Below are 17030 nucleotides of genomic sequence, written 5' to 3'. Positions count from 1 at the left end.
GCGGGGCCGAGGTCAGTTCGGACTCCGGGACGCCTTCCAGGACTCGGCCTCGGCCATGAGTTCGGTGATGATCTCCCCCTTGGCCCCGGTGTAGTCCTGGAGGTGCTCCCATTCCCGCTCGCCCAACTCGCGTTTGACGGCGGCGTAGCGTTCGCGCGCGCCGGCGTCGGCGATCAGGTGGTCGCGGAACAGGCTCATGCGTTCGAGCGCCGGGCACTCCCTCGTACCGACGTAGAGGTTCACGTTGACGCGTGAGCCCTTGAGGAGTCGGTGGTCGTGCTCGCCCTCGAAGCCAACGCGGACGCTGTACCCGATCTCCTCCAGTTCCGGCAGGTAGGCGGGCTCGTCCGTGGGGTCGGCCACCCCCAGACGGATGTCGATGCAGGCCTTGGCGTCCAGACCGGGAACGGCGGTGGACCCGATGTGCTCGATCACCAGGACACGCTCGCCGAGGGCCTGACGGATGCGGTCGGCCTCCCGTTGGAACAGGTAGGGCCACTTGGGGTCGTAGGGGACGACGTTGACCCGACCGTTGACCAGGTTGTGGTCGTGCGAATCGGTCCGGGTGGCGCCGCGCGAGGGCAGGGACGGGGATTCCAGGGAGGACATTTTCAAAGCCTTGCCGTCCGCGCTGTTCGAGTCAAGGGCCTTCGCGTGGCTTACATATGCACGCGCATTTGTGACGTGACCATACGTCGACCTGCGGTGACGTTCGGCGATGGCGCTTTCCTTCGCCTTTCCCCTGGTACCGGGAACCGGACTACACCACACCCGGCGAAGGTACCCGGACGGTCGCCCGAAAGCCCTTGGAGGCAACGTCGAACGGCCCCCGGGCGACCACCCGGCTCATTCGGGAACGGAGACCAGCAGGACGAGGGAACCCTCCAGTTCCGGGGTCGACCGAAGGTGACCGTGGTCTCGGTCCCATGTGCCATCGTCCAGGGCTCGGGACAGGTCCGCGTGGAAGCGTTCGTGGACCTCCTCCGAGACGAAGCTCCACGCCGAACAGGCCTGCCGGGCCCTGGAGTCCAGCAGCGCCTCCGGCCGCCCGTAGTAGGCCTCGTTGAAACCGTCCGAGCAGTCGAGGGGGATCGGCACCCGGGTGACCGTGGTGCGCCCGCCCAGACCCTCGGACAGGTCGGACATGGACGGGTAGCGTCGCGCCTCGGTGTCCAGGACTTCCGGGGCGTATTCGTACAGCCAGAAACGGCGCACCAGGTCCGGGTCACAGGTGAGCACCGCGACCGGTCCATCGGTGACCCGTCGTACCTCGGCCAGTCCGGCCGTGGGATCCGACCACTGGTGGACGCTGAACGTGGTCATGGCGGCGTCGAAGGAACCGTCGGGGAAGGGCAGGGACTCGGCGGTGGCGTTCACCGCCTTCGGGAGGTCGTCGGGTCTGCGGGCCCGCATGCTGGACGAGGGTTCCACCGGGGTGACCTTCCGGTCCGCCGGCTCGTAGGAGCCCGCGCCGGCCCCGACGTTGAGCACCGTGCGCGCGTCGCCCAGGGCCGCGTGCACGAAGGAGGCGATCCGGGGGTCGGGCCGACGGTGGTCGGTGTAGGTCCTGGCGATCACGCCGTAGTCGGCGTCACCCGCGCTTCCGTCCGCCTTACGCGCCATGCGGCTTCTCCCGTCGTGGAAGGGGTGGGGGGCGGTGCCACCCTAAACCGTGCCCCCTTCCCGCCCCCAGGGGTTTTCCACAGGCTCCGGGTCCGCCGCTGTTCCAGGGCCCGCGTGAGCCGTAACGTCGTATTCGGGGGGCTCTGGGCCCCGCCCACATCGTGCTGCCCATGACCCACCCCGCACACACGAGGGGGCGCTCCCCACCCGGGAACGCCCCCACACCACACGTCATCGTCCTCCAGCGACCGGCCACGCGACCCCACCATCACCCGGTCACGCGGTCACCCGGTCACCCGGCCTCACCGCTACTTGGCCTTGCGGCGACGGCCGCCCTTCTTGCGCCGGGACGGGCGTTCCTCGGCCTTGGCCTGCTCGGCCCGGGCCGCCGCCAACTCCGCGTCCTCGGCCTCCCGTTCGGCCTTCACCCCGTACGGGTCGGCGCTGCTGCGGCGCACCCACAGCACCAGCACGAGCACGACGATCGCGAACACCACACCGACCAGGGCGAACCACACCCACACCGGGACGCCCTCGTCCTCCTCCTGGACCAGGTTCTCGTCGACGAGGGGGACGTCCTCGGCCGTACCCGAGGCCTGGGCCACCGCATCGCCCACCTGCAACGACGGCAGGCCGTCGGGACCCGGCTGAGCCCCATCGACCAGGGCTTCGCGCACCTGGGCCGGGCTCAGCTGCGGGTAGTCGGCGGCCAGCAGCGCGGCCGCGCCGGCGACGACGGCGGCCGCGTAGGGCGTCCCGGTCACGTCGGCCTGGCGCAGGTCTTGGCCGGCGGTCCGCAGTTCGGCGCCGGGTGCCACGAGGTCGATCGCGGAGGCGTCGGGCGAGTCCGGGATGAGCGCGCCGTCCTCGTCCACCCCCGCCACCGTCAGGACGTTCTCGTCCGTGTTCCCACCCGCGGGGCCCACCACCAGGGCGCCCCCGCCGGCGGCCGCCGCGATGGCCTCGGTCAGGTCCTCGTCGTCACCGACCTCATCGGGCAGCAGGACGATCTGAACGTCCTCGTCCACGGCGTGACGGATGGCACCGGGCAGGTCGTCCTCGGTGGGCAGCACCAGGATGTTCGCTTCGGGGGCGACCCCGAGCACCCCACCGTCGGCGTCCATGCCGTGGCCGTGCGCCGCCACCAGGCCGGCCGCCGCGGTCCCCTGCTCGTCGTCGGCCCCGTTGGAGCCGAACCCGTCGTCGATCTCCACGTTGTCGCGCAGGTCGGGGTGTTCCTCATCGACCGACACCCCGGGCAACGCCACGGTGATGCCCTGTCCCTGGGTCTCCTCCCAAACGTCCTGCGCCCCGATGGACGTCAAGGCCCACTGGTCGGGACGGAAGTCGGGGATCTCCGAGGAGGCGGCGGGCGCCGCCGTCAACCCCAGTACGACCAAGGACGCGCAGGTCCCGGCCGTGGCGCCCAACAGATGGCGCGAATGTGTCCTGCTACGGCTGTTGCCCCCGAGCACGTCAGGCTCCCTCGAACGTTGCGGTCGGCGTTCCGCCGGGCCCTCCCCGGACCCTCGCGATTCTGTCACGAGCACAGGTTCCAAGCTTGGACAAGTGACCACCCGGGTAGGGAAGGCAACTGTAGCCCTGGTGCCACTCCTGAGTTTTCCGCTCCTCATCCGGCATGTCGAGTCGCTAGCATGAGTCGCGCCGATCCGGACAAACCAATTACCCGTCCAGGGGGTGTCCCATGCCGAATATCGGTCCGTCCAAGGACGGTCAGTCGGCCCTCGCCGAACGCGAACAGCGCATCCTCGCCTTCGAACGCCAGTGGTGGAAGTTCGAGGGCTCCAAGGAACAGGCGATCCGCGATGAGTTCGGGTTCTCCGCGACCCGGTACTACCAACTGCTCAACGGTCTGGTCGAGCGCCCGGAGGCGCTCGCCTTCGATCCCATGACCGTCAAGCGTCTGCGCCGCCTGCGCGCCGACCGTCGACGACAACGCAACGCCCGCCGCCTGGGCATTCAGATCTGACCCACCGGGCCGGTACGTGCGCCAGGGACGATCCCCGCATCCGCACGAAGCCGAACCTGCGCGCTCTCCCCTCGGCGAAGACCACACGTCCACGCCAGGGCCCGCGCCGCGCGGCCCATCGACGACTACGACGAGGTCTTCCGCATGTCCCCGACCGAGCCCGGTAACCCGCTCGCACCCGGCACCGAGGCCGGACGCGCCGGCCTGCGGGCGCTACTCGACCAACCCTCCACCGCGCTGACCGGCTTCGACTTCGACGGCACACTCGCCCCCATCGTCGCCGACCCCCGCGCCTCCGCACCCCAACCCGGGGTCGTGGATGCGCTGGCCGCGCTGTCCGCACTGGTCGGAACCGTGGCGGTGATCACCGGCCGCCCCGCGGCCACCGCGGTGCGTCTGGGCGGCCTGGACCAGGTGCCCGGCATCGTCGTCCTCGGCCACTACGGGGCCGAACGCTGGGTGGACGGCCGTGTGGTCGCCGCGGATCCACCGCCGGGGGTGGCCCTGGTCCGCGCCGAACTCCCCGCGCTGGTCGACGCGTCCGGGGCTCCCGCGGGTACCTGGATCGAGGACAAGGGCCGTTCGCTGGCCGTGCACACCCGCCGCGCCGACGACCCCGACCGGGCGTTGGAACTGCTGTCCGGACCACTGGCCGACCTGGCCGAACGCGCCGACCTCAAACTGGAGCCCGGGAGGATGGTGATCGAGCTCCGCCCCCAGGGCGTGGACAAGGGCGCGGCCCTCACCTCCCTGGTGGAGGAGAGGGCCGCGCGTTCGATCCTCTACGCCGGTGACGACCTCGGTGACCTGCCGGCCTTCGCGGCCGTCACGGCCCTGCGCGAACGCGGGACACCCGGGCTCACCGTTTGTTCGTCCTCCGACGAGGTCACCGCGGTGGCCGAGGCCGCCGACCTGACCGTCCCCGGTCCCGCCGGGCTCGCCGTGTTCCTTGGGGAGATCACGGAGAGGATTCGTGGGCCTGTGGCGTGAGCGCCGACCGGGCGGCGCCGCGCAGGTCCACCAGGCCGGTGCGGTCTCGCCCGTGGTGGACGGCGTTGGTGAGCACGCCCACGTACCGTCCGCTCTCGGGGTGCATGAACAGGCTCGTCCCCGTGAACCCGTTGTGGTAGACCACCCCTTCCGGAGTGACCAGCCAACCCAACCCGCGGGAGAGCCGCCCTCCCGCGTCCACCTGCGGGGTCCAGCTCTCCCGCACGTACGAACCGGGGATCTCCCCCTCCGCCCCGATCTCGTGCAGGCGCAGCATCTCCCGAGCGAAGGTGCCCAGGTCGATGGCGGTGGTGAACGCCCCGGCGTGCCCGGCCACACCGCCCATCAGCGCCGCGGCCTCGTCGTGCACCACGCCCCAGGTGGGAGCGGTTCCGACGAGTCGACGCTCGGTGGGGGCCACGCCGGGCGAGCGTGGCAGCGGACCGAAGGTGGTCGAGCGCATGCCCAAGCCGGCCCAGAAGTCGGCGGCCAATCGGTCCAGGCCCTTGCCGTACAGGCGTTCCAGCAGCAACCCCAGCAGGATGAACCCACGGTCGATGTACAGGTAGCCGGGATCCTCCAAAGGATCGGACAGGATGGCCTCGGCCAGGTCCTGGTCGGTGCCCACGTACCGTTCCAACCAGGTCACCTGGTTGAGTCTGCTGGTGTGCGTGAGGATCTGTCTGGTGGTCACCCAGGCCCCGGGAAGGTCCTCCCCCTCGAAGTATTCGGACATCGGAGCGTTGAGGTCCAAAACCCCCTCGGCGACCGCCCTACCGACCAGCGGCCAGGTCGCCATCACCTTCGTCAGGCTCGCGACGTCGTAGGAGACGTCCGGCGCGGTGTCGTGTTCGTCGTCGATCCGACCGACCGCGACGAACTCCCACATGCCACCGGTACCGACCACCGCGGCCCCACCGGGTAGCCAGTCGGCGTCCACCATCACCTTCAGGACCCCACGGATCCGTGCCCCCGTCTCCGTGAGCCAGTCACCATCGTGCACCACACGCCTCCCCCCGAGCGGTCTTCCCCCACTCTCGGCGGATACCCCGTTCGATCCGGCTTGTCACACCCGTGTCGTCAACGAACAGTACGAAACCCGCGCAGGTGGAGGCCGTAATCGAGGGGGTCGGGCGTGGCGAAGTAGGCTGGCGTTCAGGAGTTTCCCGAGGAGGACGATGAGCAGCCAGACCCCCGTTCCCGCCGGTTTCGTCGGCGTGGCCGGAAACATGGGGATCAAGGACCCCGACGACGATTTCTTCGCCGTCGTCTCCCAGACCCCGGCGGTGGTGTCCGCCGTGTTCACCAGGTCCCGGTTCGCCGGGCCCAGTGTGCGCCTGAGCCGGGAGGCGGCCTCGGACGGCCGTGCCCGCGGAGTCACCGTGATAGCCCGCAACGCCAACGTGGCCACCGGACAGGTCGGCACCCGGGACGCGCGCGAGGTGCGGGACCGGGTGGCCCGGGCCGCCGGCGTCGACCCCGACGAACTCCTGATCGCTTCCACCGGCGTCATCGGACGCCCCTACCCGATGGAACGGGTCCGCGCCTACCTGGACGGGCTGCCGGCCGAGTTCCCGCCGGCCGACCTGGACCGCGCCGCGTCGGCGATGATGACCACCGACACCCACCCCAAGATCGTCGGCGCGAAGGTGGGCGGGGCGACCCTCACCGGCATGGCCAAGGGTGTGGGCATGATCGAGCCGAACATGGCGACCATGCTGGCCTGGTTCTTCACCGACGCCGAGCTGGAGCAACCGGTTCTGGACGAGGTGTTCCGCCGGGTGGTGGACCGCACCTTCAACGCGCTCAGCATCGACACCGACACCTCCACGAGCGACTCCGCCGCGATCATCGCCAACGGTGTGGCCGGCCCGGTGGACGTCGCCGAGTTCGAGGAAGCGCTGTACGAGACGGCGCTGAGGCTGGTCCGGATGATCGCCTCCGACGGCGAGGGCGCGGGCAAGCTCATCGAGGTGCGGGTCACCGGAGCTCGCGACGACGCGCAGGCCAAGCGCGTGGGCAAGGCCGTGGTGAACTCTCCGCTGGTCAAGACCGCCGTGCACGGGGCCGACCCCAACTGGGGCCGGGTCGCGATGGCCGTGGGCAAGTGCTCGGACGAGACCGACGTGCTGCCGGAGAACGTGCGCATCGTCTTCGGTGACGTGGAGACCTTCCCCGCAGAGGCCACCGAGGAGACCCTGGAGCGCGCCGCCCGGCACATGAAGGGCCAGGAGGTGCTGATCGGGGTCGACCTGGGTATCGCCGACGGTGACTTCACCGTCTACGGCTGTGACCTGACCGAGGGCTACATCCGGATCAACGCCGACTACACGACCTGAGCCACCCCCACGAACGACGACGTGGCCCCGGAGGAACGGATTCCTCCGGGGCCACGGTGTTTCGGGGGCACGCCGCTCTCGGGACCGCGCCGCGGTCAGATGTGCACGGCGGGGCCGTCGGTCATCCTCCCCCCGCGCATGAACAGCGACAGGATCGCGCCCGCGAACAGCAGCCCCGCGGCGATGAGGAAGGCCAGGTGCAGGCCGTCCAGGAAGGCCAGGTTGCTCGCCGTGGTGATCGCGGAGACGGTGTCGGCGTCGGCCCCTTCGGGCAGGACGGCGCCGCCCTGGGCGATGACGCTCTGCATGGAGCTCAGTTCACCACCGGAGGGCGCGTCCTGGCCGAAGGCGCCGTAGTGGTCCGGCAGCCTCGTGACGATGGTCGCGGACATGACCGCGCCCAGGACCGCCGTGCCCAGCGAACCGCCGAGCTGCATCGCCGCCTGTTGCACGGCGGAGGCGACACCGGCGAAGCGCACCGGCGCGTTCCCGATGATCGCGGCGGTGGCACCGGTCATCACCAGGCTCAGCCCCACTCCCAGCAGGACGAACCCGATCGACAGGTACACCACCGAGGTGTCCAGGGTCAGTCGGGAGAGCAGGAACATGCCCGCCGCCGCGGACAGCAGGCCGATGGTGGTGGGCAACCGTGCGCCGACCCGGTCGAGGATCCGTCCCGCGATCGGAGAGACGATGGCCATGGTCGCGGTCATCGAGATGAGCTGCGTTCCGGTCTGGGCGGGGCTCATCCCTCGCACGCCCTGTAGGTAGAAGGTGATGAAGAACAGCGAGCCCATCAGGCTCACGGCCATGAACACCATCAGCACCACACCGATGGCCAGGGAGGGGTTGGCGAACAGCGCGAGCGGGATGAGCGGCTGTTCGGGCTTGCGCTCCCAGAGCACGAAGGCGAGGGCGAACAGGATCGCCCCACCCAGGGAACCCAGGGTGACGGGGTGGCCCCAGCCGATGCTCGGCGCCTCCACCAGTGCCCACACCAGGGCGAAGACTGCGATGCTGATGAGGACGATGCCGGGCAGGTCCATGCGGCTTCCCGGGTCGGTGGGCCGGTTGGCGGCCAGTAGCCACAGGCCCAGGACCAGGGCGATCACGCCCACCGGGACGTTGATGTAGAAGACCGCCTCCCAGCTGAGCGCGTCGACGAGGACGCCGCCCAGGATGGGACCGCCGGCGGTGGCCGCGCCGATCAGGCTGCCGAACACCCCGAAGGCCCGGCCGAGCTTGCTGGGCGGGAAGCTCGCGCGCATCAGGCCCATGGCCGACGGCAGCAGGAGCGCCCCGAAAACGCCTTGGACGATCCGGAAGGCGACCAACATGATGACCCCGGAGGACAGGGCGATGGCCACCGAGGCCACGACGAAGCCGACCACGCCCACCAGGTAGGTGTTCCGGTGGCCGAAGCGGTCGCCGAGCTTGCCCGCGGTGATGAGGAAGACGGCGAGGCCCAGCAGGTAGCCGTGGGTGACCCACTGCAACTCGGCCAGGGACGCCCCGAGGCTCGCGCCGATCGCCGGGTTCGCGACGGCCACGATGGTCCCGTCCAAGGCCACCATCATCACGCCGAAGGCGATGGCGACCAGCGTCGCCCAGGGGCTCCGGGTGAGGCGTTCGGCCACCCGTGTCGGTGGTGCGGCGGTCTGTGCGGTCATGGCTCCCCCGATGGTTCCCCGTTGGTTACCGGGCGAGATTATGGCAGCCACTGACACTTCGCAATCCATGCAAGAAGTCAGTGACTGACGTCATACTGGCCCGCATGTATCCTCGCAGTGGGTGCGAGATCCGAGGCCACCGAGGAAGGAGGCCGTCCATGACCGTGACGAGCTCCGAACCGACCGGTCTACGTGAGCGCAAGAAGGCGCGCATGCGCAGGGACCTCATCGACGCGGCGATCCGCCTGTTCCACGAGCGCGGGTTCGAGGGGACCACCACGGAGGAGATCGCCGCAGCCGTCGACGTATCCCAGCGCACGTTCTTCCGGTACTTCGCCTCCAAGGAGGACGTGGTCCTGGAGGCCGCGGAGGGCGTGGACCAGAGTCTGTTCGACTCCCTGCGCGAACGCCCCGCCGACGAGGCACCGTTCCGTGCCCTGCGCAACGCGATGCGCGACCACTGGGAGTACCTGGAGCGCGAGGACCTGCATCTCCAGGGCAGCGCGAGCAACCTCATCGCCCGCAGTCCCGAGCTGATCGAGGCGAACATGCGCTACCACCATCGGCGCCAGGCACGCCTCGCCAAGGTCCTGGGGGAACGCGCGGGGGTGGACCCGACCACCGACCACCGCCCGTCACTGGTCGCCTCGGTGTTCTTCGCCGCCCTGAGCAACGGCCACCAGATCTGGTGCGCCTCCGGATGCGAGGACCTCGGCCGCCTGCTCGCCTGCTTCCTGGAACAGCTGGACCTGGTCCCCGAAGCCGTCGGCGGCGGCTGGGGCACCCCCACCGGCACCTGACCGGGCCCACCACCCGACGAGCCCGGAGGCGATGGGGCCGCGTGTGGTGAGGGCGCTCGTGGTGAGGCGCCGCTCCGGGGGCCCGGACGGTGGGTCCCCCGGAGCGTCCCGGTGTGGCTCGGCACGTGGGTCGGGTCCGTCGGCGAAGTCACCGCACGTCCTCACGGTCGGCCCGGGTTCGGTTGTCGACCGTGAGGACGCCGTGACGGTGCCGCCGGGGCTCCGGGGCCCCGCGCGGCAGGGTCGTGTTCGCGGAACACGACCCCTCGGGTCAGAGCCGTAGGGCCTCCGGATGCGCCGCCTCGCGCACCACCTTCCTGGCCCGCTCCGGGTCCTCGGCCGCCAGGGCCAGCTCGGCCAGGCGTCGGCACTCGGCATGCGTGTGCCGGGACAGGACGTAGCGCACCGCGGGCAGCGCCGGGGACGCCATGGACAGGCTGGTCGCCCCGAGACCCACCAGCACCACGGCGAGCAGTGGGTCGGCCGCGGCCTCACCGCACACCCCCACGGGTTGGCCCAGCGCCTCCCCCGCCCGCCCCACCTTGGCCAGCAGGTGCAACAGCGACGGCTGCCATGGGTCCAGCAGCTCCGGCAGGCTCTCCAGAGTCCGGTCGGCCCCCATGGTGTACTGCGCCAGGTCGTTGGTGCCGATCGACACGAAGTCCACACGGCGCAGCAGCCGGTCGGCCAACAGCGCGGCGGCCGGCACCTCCACCATCACACCGACCTCGGTGATCCCGGCCGATCTCGCCAGTTCGGCGAACTCGCCCGCCTCCGCCGGGGTGGAGACCATCGGAGCCATCACCCGGACCCGGGCGGAGGCCCCGTCGGCGGCGGCCGCGTGTTCGGCCGCGGAGATCGCGGTGAGCTGGTCGGTGAGCAGCCGTGGGTGAAGCCTCGACGTACGGAACCCGCGCACGCCCAGGGCCGGGTTGGCCTCCTCACCCGTCGGCGCGAACTCCAGGGGCTTGTCCGAACCCGCGTCCAGGGTCCGCACCGTCACCACCCGACCGGCGAAGGCCCGGAACAACCGGGTGTAGGCCTCGGTCTGCTCGGCCACCGTGGGTGGCTCCGCCCGGTCGAGGAAGAGGAACTCGGTGCGCAACAGCCCGATCCCCTCGCTGTCGTGCGCGCCGGCCTCGTCCGGGTCGCCCTCGCCCGCGTTGAGCAGCAACGCGATCGGCACACCGTCGGCGGTACGGCCCGGCCCACCGGACTCGGCCAGCAGGATCCGGCGGCGTTCGGCCCGCCCCTGGATACGCTCGACGACCTCGGTGTCCGGGTCCACCTCGACGGTGCCCGCGTCGCCGTCCACCGCCACCGTCACACCGTCCACCAGGTGTTCCGCTCCCGAGCAGCCCACCACCGCGGGCAGACCCAGGGAGCGGGCCAGGATCACGGTGTGGCTGGTGGGACCGCCCAGTCGGGTGACGATGGCCTTCACCCTCGCCGGGTCGAGCCGCACCGTATCGGCCGGCGCGAGGTCCCGGGCGACCAACACGTACGGATGTCCGGGATCGGGCAGGCCCGGCATCGGGAGTCCGAGCAACACCGCCACCGCCCTGTCCCGGATGTCGGCCAGGTCGGCGGCGCGTTCGGCCAGGTACCCTCCGGCCGCGAGCAGAAGCTCCTGGTAGCGGCCGCACGCCGTATGGACCGCCCAGGCCGCCGGGCGACCTCCCCGGGCGAGCTCGCCGATCTGCCTACGCAGGTCGGGGTCTCGGGCCATCATCGCCAGGGTGGTCAGCACCGCGGCGGCCTCGCCCTCGACGTCGGCCGCCCGCGCGTCCAGTTCCGCGCCCACCTCGTCCAGGGCGGCGAGGGCGGCGCCCTCCTCCGCCGCCGGATCGTCGACCACGGGTTCGTGCGCGGGCAGGGCGGGCGGGTCGGCCATCCGGGCGACGGGCGCCACCGCGGCGCCCGGCCCGGCGGCGATGCCCTTGAGCGGGCCCTCGGGGGCGGGGCCGGAGGCCGGGTTCTGGACGGGTTCCGTCTGCGCCATGTGTGCTCTCCTGCGACTGATGGGGGCCGGCTGTGATGGTGGGGACGATGATCCGTCGGGTCCAGCCAACCCCGAAAACGGCGCCGGCGCCGGCCCCGATCCCGAATCTGTGGATAACCGGGCAGGGGCCGGCGTGCGCGCCTACCGGGGCCGGGCGTGGGTGTCTCCCGGAACGGTCAGGGCTCGATGGTCACCTTGACCGCGGTGCCCGCCGCGACCGTCTCGATCGCCTTGTGCACGTCGGCCAGCGGCATTCGTTCGGTGATGAGGTCGGCGACCGGCACCGCCCCGGTGGAGATGAGGTCGAGGGCGCGCTTGTTGTGTTCGGGGCTGGAGCCGTTGGCCCCGAAGATCGAGAGCTCCCGGTAGTGGACCGCGTTGGCGTCCAGCGCGATGATCGGCGCGTCCTTGGGCAGCCCACCGAAAAGGCTGATCCGGCCGCTGCGCGCCACCATCCGCACCGCGTCCTCCTGGGCCTTGCCGGACGCGGCCGCGGTGATGACCAGGTCCGCGCCCCGGTCGCCGGTCAGCTTCAGCACCTCGGCGACGGCGTCGGTGTCCGACCCGCAGATCGCGGCGTCGGGACGCACCAGTTCGGCGGACATGTCCAGGCGACCCCGGTTCAGGTCCACCAGGTACACCTCGGAGGCGCCCTTGGCCCGGGCCAGACGGACGTGCAGACAGCCGATGGGTCCGGCGCCGATCACCACCACCTTGTCGCCCTCGCCGACCCCGGCGATCTCCTGACCGTTGAGCACGCAGGCGAGGGGTTCGGCCACGGACGCCTCGGCGAGGGAGACGTTGTCGGGCACCCGGTTGACGCCGTCCACGGCCAGCACCGCCTCGGGGATGATCATGTACTCGGCGAACCCGCCGTCGTAGTGGTAGCCCATGGACTCCTGGCGCGAGCACACCGTGAACCGGCCGTCGGCGCACTCCACGCAGGTGCCGCACGGGATGGCGGCGATGACCTGTACCCGGTCCCCCTCCGACCAGCCGGTGACCCCCTCGCCGACCTCCACGATCCGACCGGAGATCTCGTGTCCGATCACCCGGGGCGGACGGATGTGGTGGTGACCGTGTCGGGAGATCTTGACGTCGGTGCCGCAGGTGGAGCAGTTGGCGACGGCGATCTTGAGCTGCCCCGCCCCCGGCGTGGGTTCGGGCGCCTGTTCCAGGCGGATGTCCCCGGGGGCGTAGAAACGGGCGACGAGCATGGTGGGGCCTTTCTTGTGGGGTCGGGGGCGGGGTGTCCGCCCCCGACCGTTCGAGGAAGCGGTGGCACGGGTCCACCGGGGGTACGCGGTGATCAGCCCGCGGCGGGGGCGAGCAGTTCGAGGACCTCGTCGGGGTCCTCCGCCGACCGGAGCCGCGCCGCCCTTTCGGGGTCGGTGAGGACCCCGGCCAGGGAGGACAGCACCCGCAGGTGTTCCTCGCCCGACGCGGCGATGCCGATGGCCACGTGCACGGTGGGACCGTCCCAGTCGACCCCCTCGGGGAACTGGACGACGGCGAGCGCCGCCTTGCGTACGAGGACGCGGGAGGCGTCGGTGCCGTGCGGGATGGCCACGCCCTCGCCCACGAAGGTGGGGATGGAGGCCTCCCGTTCGTGCATCGCGCTCACGTATCCGGGGTCGACCGCGCCCAACTCCACCAGCAGGGCGCCGCACTGGTCGATGGCGTCGGCGCGGTCGCGGGCGGTGCGGCCGAGCCGGACGGCGTCCGCGTTGAGGACGAGATCAGTCGCCAAGGGTCCCACCGTCCCGGATGGCCGCCTCCACCTTGGTGAACACGGGGTCGCCGAGGAACATCTGGAAACCGATGACGACGGTGTCGGGCACGCGGGTCCGGGCCCGGGCGACCAGGCCGGAGTGGCAGAGCACGAGGTCGGCGTCGTCGGGGACGCGGTCCACCGGGGAGTGCTCCACGGTGACGTCGTAGGGGGCGAGGGTCTTCTTGAGCTGGGTGGTGAGCAGGACGCTGCTGCCCATGCCGGCGTCGCAGGCGACGACGACCTTCTTGACGGCGGATCCTTCGATGGTGGCCATGTGGCCCTCCTGTGCTGAACCTGGACTGGGGGTGGTCTTGCGGCCCGGATGGGCCCGGACGGACGGCTAGGCGTCCTTGGTCTCCGCCGCCGCGGCGGCCTCGCGTTCGGCCTTGCGTTCGGCGCGCCCGAATCCGAGTAGGGCCGAGGCGATGAGGAACGAGACGACCGTACCGACGAGGACACCGGCGAGGACCGCGATGTGGTCGCCGCGCGGGGTGACCGCCATCAGGGCGATGATGCTGCCCGGTGCCGGGGTGGCGACGAGTCCGGCGTCGAGGAGCATGAAGGTGGTCACGCCGGACATGCCTCCGCCGATCACGGCCAGGAGGAGCTTGGGCTGGGCGAGGATGTACGGGAAGTAGATCTCGTGGATGCCGCCGAGGAAGTGGATGACGATCGCGCCCGGGGCGGTGGCCCGGCTGAGCTTGGGGCCGAACAGCATGCAGGCCAACAGGATGCCCAGGCCGGGGCCGGGACTGGTCTCGACGAGGAACTCGATCGCCTTGCCCTGCTCGGCCACTCGGGCCACGCCCAGGGGGCCGAGGACACCGTGGTTGATGGCGTTGTTCAGGAAGAGGATCTTGGCGGGTTCCACGATCAACGACACCAGCGGCAGCAGTGACATGTCGATGAGGAACTGGACCCCGGAGCCCAGCCAGCCGGCGACGGCGGTCACGACCGGGCCGATGGCGTACAGCCCCAGGCCCGCCATGACACCGCCGAGGATTCCGGCGCTGAAGTTGTTGACGAGCATCTCGAAGCCGGACGGCGTGCGCGGCTGGGCGACACGGTCGAACTGCTTCATCAGGTAGGCGGTGAGCGGTCCGACGACCATGGCGCCGAGGAACATCGGGATGTCCGCGGAGACGATGACACCGATGGTCGCGATCGCGCCGACGACACCACCGCGCTTGTCGTAGACCAGGTGACCGCCGGTGTAGCCGATGAGCAGCGGCAACAGGTAGGCGATCATCGGGTCGACGAGCTGGGCGAGGTGTTCGTTGGGCCACCAGCCGTCGGGGATGAACAGCGCGGTGATCAGGCCCCAGGCGATGAAGGCGCCGATGTTGGGCATGACCATGCCCGCGAGGAAGCCGCCGAAGCGTTGGACTCCGGAGCGGACCGAGGCGAATCGGCTCTCGCTCTGCTGGGTGGACATGGGGGGAACCTCCTGAGAGGTGCGGCGGTGGTGGCCCGCCGAGGAGTGGACGGTGTGGGGTCAGACCACTTGGACCGCCGGTCCCGCCGACTCCAGTTCGTCGGCCAGACCATCGGCGAGTTTGTCGTCGGTGACGATCAGGTCGAGGTCCTCGACGTTGGCGAAACGGGCGAAGTGGTCGTTGCCGACCTTGGTGTGGTCGGCGAGCAGGACTGCGCGTCGGGCGGAGGCGATCATGGCCCGCTTGACCTCGGCCTCGGCCGGGTCGGGGGTGGTGAGCCCGCGTTCGACGGACACTCCGTTGGCGGCCATGAAGGCGACGTCGACGTAGGACTCGGCGAGGGATCGTAGGGCCCAGGCGTCGACGCTTGCCTGGGTCCGGTTCCGTAGCCGGCCGCCGAGCAACATGAGGTTGATGTTGGGGCGGGTGGTGAGGGTGAGGGCGATGGAGAGGGAGTTGGTGACGACGATGAGCTCCCGGTCCGTGGGCAGCTGTTCGGCCATGCGGCCGGTGGTGGAGCCCGCGTCGAGGAGGACCGCGCCCTCCTCGGGGAGTTCGGCCAGCGCCGCCTTGGCGATCCGTTCCTTCTCCTCTGTCATGACGGAGTCGCGCACGTTGAGCGTGGGTTCGAAACCCAGACGCTCGACGGGGATCGCGCCGCCGTGGACCCTGCGCAGGACCCCGTGCCGTTCGAGGGCGGTGAGGTCGCGGCGGATGGTCTCGTAGGTGACGTCGAACTCCGAGGCGAGCCCCGTGACGTCGACCCGGCCGTCACGGCGGGCGCGTTCGAGGATCACCTGCTGGCGCTCTTCCGCATACATGTGGGATCACCTGTGTTTCGGTGTGGTTTTGGGTGAGCATAATCGTGTTGCGTGGGACACACAAGGGGTATCTCCACCCAATATCCCAGCACTCACGATGATCGCGCCATTTCAGGAAAACTCTGGTCAACCACCTTGGCCATCACAGCACACAGGGGCACTCCCGCCCGACCCCCCATCCTTCCCCCACCACATCGCACGCTGTTGACAGGCGCAGGCAAACACACATAATCAAAACCATCCCCACACGCAGGCCGGGCAGCCCCACCCCTCGAAAAGAGCTCCCATGATCCTGACCCTCACCCCGAATCCGAGCGTCGACCACACTCTTGAGGTCGACGGCCTCGTCCGAGGCGAGGTCGTGCGGATACGCGCCACACGCGCCCAGGCCGGCGGCAAGGGCGTCAACGTCGCCCGAGCCCTGCTCGAAGCGGGCGTCGACACCCGCGCGATCCTTCCCGTCGGCGGGGGCGGCGGCGCCGAACTCACCGCCCTCCTCGGTGGCCTGCCCCGGGTCACCGTCCCCATCGAGGGCGAGACCCGCGGCAACTTCGCCGTCACCGAGTCCGACGGCACCACCACCAAGCTCAACGCCGCGGGCCCCACGCTCTCCCCCGCCGAGGTCCGGGCCCTGCTCCGAGCCGTGGAGGACGAACTCGCCAAGGGTCCCGACTGGATGGTGGCCAGCGGAAGCCTGCCCGTGGGCGCCCCCGACGACCTCTACGTTCGAGTGGCCGAACTCGCCGCCGGCCACGGGGTACCGCTCGCGCTGGACACCTCGGGCGCCCCACTCGAATCCGCGGCGCGTGCGGGTTCGGTGGAACTGCTCAAGCCCAACCTGGAGGAGCTGTCCGGCCTGGTCGGCCGCACGCCGACGACCATCGGGGAGGTCACCGGCGCGGCGCGCGAGGTCCTCGCCGGGGGGAACGGCGCCGCCCTGGTCACCCTCGGCGGACACGGGGCCCTGTACGTGGACGCCGGGCAAGTGTTGTGGGCCAGGGGACCCCGGGTACGCACCCGGAGTACCGTGGGCGCGGGTGACAGCGCGCTGGCCGGTTTCCTCGCCCTTGAGGGCACCCCCGAGGAACGGCTGCGTCGGGCCGTGGCCTGGGGCACCGCCGCCGTGTCCCTGCCGGGGACCACCGTCCCCCGCCCCGAAGACGTGACCGACGACGGCATCGTCTCGATGACCGGACCCGACCCCCTGTGGCGGATCGACAAGCTCTGACCACCCATCGGCGGCCATGAACACCCGACCACCGGCCACGAACCACGAGACCCCGAGGACCGACATGTCCGAACGCACCGTAGCCATCGGCTCCCAGCTGGGCCTGCACGCCCGCCCCGCGGCCCTGTTCGTGCAGGCCGTCAACGAGACCGGCCTGCCCGTGATGATCTCCCGCGAGGGACACAAGGAGGTGGACGCGCGCAGTGTCCTCGCCGTGATGTCCATGGGGGCCTCTCATGGGGAGACCGTCACCCTGACCTGCGACGCCGAGGGCGCGGACGAGGCGCTGGACGGCCTCGTGGAGCTACTCGGCAAGGAACTCGACCCGAAATAGGCGCGTGGGCCCCTCACCCGACG

Annotated in this window: 17 protein-coding genes; 6 read left to right on the top strand and 11 right to left on the bottom strand. The window is 70.7% G+C overall.

Features of this window, described 5'->3' with window-relative positions:
* Window positions 1–12 precede the first annotated feature (12 nt).
* From ACWGKS_RS13710 to ACWGKS_RS13700, 3 genes are all read right to left on the bottom strand, one after another.
* On the bottom strand, window positions 13–609 hold the full coding sequence (locus ACWGKS_RS13710; protein WP_358513753.1) for a GrpB family protein: 597 nt from the start codon (window positions 607–609) through the stop codon (window positions 13–15).
* A 237-nt stretch (window positions 610–846) separates the two neighbouring features.
* Window positions 847–1623: a class I SAM-dependent methyltransferase gene (locus ACWGKS_RS13705; protein WP_358513755.1), complete on the bottom strand. Its 777-nt coding sequence runs from the start codon at window positions 1621–1623 to the stop codon at window positions 847–849.
* A 308-nt stretch (window positions 1624–1931) separates the two neighbouring features.
* Entirely contained in the window at window positions 1932–3098 is a 1167-nt protein-coding gene (locus tag ACWGKS_RS13700; RefSeq protein ID WP_358513757.1) for a S8 family serine peptidase, read from the bottom strand.
* A 230-nt stretch (window positions 3099–3328) separates the two neighbouring features.
* Between ACWGKS_RS13700 and ACWGKS_RS13695 the strand changes: the two genes are divergently transcribed.
* Together ACWGKS_RS13695 and otsB are read left to right on the top strand one after the other, a co-directional pair.
* Complete coding sequence (locus ACWGKS_RS13695) at window positions 3329–3613, top strand: DUF3263 domain-containing protein (RefSeq protein ID WP_358513759.1); 285 nt, start codon at window positions 3329–3331, stop codon at window positions 3611–3613.
* 144 nt (window positions 3614–3757) lie between these two features.
* The gene (otsB, locus tag ACWGKS_RS13690) at window positions 3758–4603 is read left to right on the top strand and encodes a trehalose-phosphatase (protein WP_358513761.1); all 846 of its coding nucleotides are present in this window, start codon (window positions 3758–3760) and stop codon (window positions 4601–4603) included.
* Here the strand turns inward: otsB and ACWGKS_RS13685 are convergent.
* Entirely contained in the window at window positions 4572–5606 is a 1035-nt protein-coding gene (locus tag ACWGKS_RS13685; RefSeq protein WP_452455473.1) for a serine hydrolase domain-containing protein, read from the bottom strand. The genes otsB and ACWGKS_RS13685 overlap by 32 nt on opposite strands.
* Window positions 5607–5781: 175 nt before the next feature.
* On the opposite strand from ACWGKS_RS13685, the gene argJ reads away from it, so the two are divergent.
* Window positions 5782–6942 (top strand): bifunctional glutamate N-acetyltransferase/amino-acid acetyltransferase ArgJ, encoded by a 1161-nt coding sequence (argJ, locus tag ACWGKS_RS13680; RefSeq protein WP_358513763.1) that lies wholly within the window; start codon window positions 5782–5784, stop codon window positions 6940–6942.
* Window positions 6943–7037: 95 nt separating this feature from the next.
* Here the strand turns inward: argJ and ACWGKS_RS13675 are convergent, their stop codons facing one another.
* Window positions 7038–8612 (bottom strand): MFS transporter, encoded by a 1575-nt coding sequence (locus ACWGKS_RS13675; RefSeq protein WP_358513765.1) that lies wholly within the window; start codon window positions 8610–8612, stop codon window positions 7038–7040.
* A gap of 158 nt (window positions 8613–8770) precedes the next feature.
* Between ACWGKS_RS13675 and ACWGKS_RS13670 the strand changes: the two genes are divergently transcribed.
* The gene (locus tag ACWGKS_RS13670; protein WP_358513767.1) at window positions 8771–9412 is read left to right on the top strand and encodes a TetR/AcrR family transcriptional regulator; all 642 of its coding nucleotides are present in this window, start codon (window positions 8771–8773) and stop codon (window positions 9410–9412) included.
* A gap of 271 nt (window positions 9413–9683) precedes the next feature.
* On the opposite strand, the gene ptsP is transcribed toward ACWGKS_RS13670, so the two are convergent.
* The 6 genes from ptsP to ACWGKS_RS13640 form a co-directional block, all read right to left on the bottom strand.
* Window positions 9684–11414 (bottom strand): phosphoenolpyruvate--protein phosphotransferase, encoded by a 1731-nt coding sequence (gene ptsP, locus ACWGKS_RS13665; protein ID WP_358513769.1) that lies wholly within the window; start codon window positions 11412–11414, stop codon window positions 9684–9686.
* A 176-nt stretch (window positions 11415–11590) separates the two neighbouring features.
* Window positions 11591–12631 (bottom strand): zinc-dependent dehydrogenase, encoded by a 1041-nt coding sequence (locus ACWGKS_RS13660; protein ID WP_358513771.1) that lies wholly within the window; start codon window positions 12629–12631, stop codon window positions 11591–11593.
* A 92-nt stretch (window positions 12632–12723) separates the two neighbouring features.
* Window positions 12724–13164, bottom strand: a complete 441-nt coding sequence (locus ACWGKS_RS13655; RefSeq protein WP_358513773.1) for a PTS sugar transporter subunit IIA — start codon at window positions 13162–13164, stop codon at window positions 12724–12726.
* The gene (locus ACWGKS_RS13650; protein WP_067604073.1) at window positions 13154–13462 is read right to left on the bottom strand and encodes a PTS lactose transporter subunit IIB; all 309 of its coding nucleotides are present in this window, start codon (window positions 13460–13462) and stop codon (window positions 13154–13156) included. The genes ACWGKS_RS13655 and ACWGKS_RS13650 overlap by 11 nt, the downstream gene beginning before the upstream one ends.
* Before the next feature lie 66 nt (window positions 13463–13528).
* Window positions 13529–14623 (bottom strand): mannitol-specific PTS transporter subunit IIC, encoded by a 1095-nt coding sequence (mtlA, locus tag ACWGKS_RS13645; RefSeq protein WP_452522760.1) that lies wholly within the window; start codon window positions 14621–14623, stop codon window positions 13529–13531.
* A 60-nt stretch (window positions 14624–14683) separates the two neighbouring features.
* Window positions 14684–15445 (bottom strand): DeoR/GlpR family DNA-binding transcription regulator, encoded by a 762-nt coding sequence (locus ACWGKS_RS13640; RefSeq protein ID WP_452455467.1) that lies wholly within the window; start codon window positions 15443–15445, stop codon window positions 14684–14686.
* Between the two features lie 286 nt (window positions 15446–15731).
* Here ACWGKS_RS13640 and ACWGKS_RS13635 point away from each other — a divergent pair, with 286 nt between their 5' ends.
* Both ACWGKS_RS13635 and ACWGKS_RS13630 read left to right on the top strand, forming a co-directional pair.
* Window positions 15732–16673 carry a 1-phosphofructokinase family hexose kinase gene (locus tag ACWGKS_RS13635; protein WP_358515224.1) on the top strand — a complete coding sequence of 314 codons (942 nt, stop codon included), beginning with the start codon at window positions 15732–15734 and terminating at the stop codon, window positions 16671–16673.
* A 64-nt stretch (window positions 16674–16737) separates the two neighbouring features.
* Complete coding sequence (locus tag ACWGKS_RS13630; protein WP_358515227.1) at window positions 16738–17007, top strand: HPr family phosphocarrier protein; 270 nt, start codon at window positions 16738–16740, stop codon at window positions 17005–17007.
* The last annotated feature ends 23 nt before the right edge of the window (window positions 17008–17030 follow it).

The organism is Nocardiopsis sp. NPDC055879, assembly GCF_053615935.1.
Note: the sequence above shows the minus strand (reverse complement) of the source record. Positions and strands in the feature narration are given on the sequence as shown.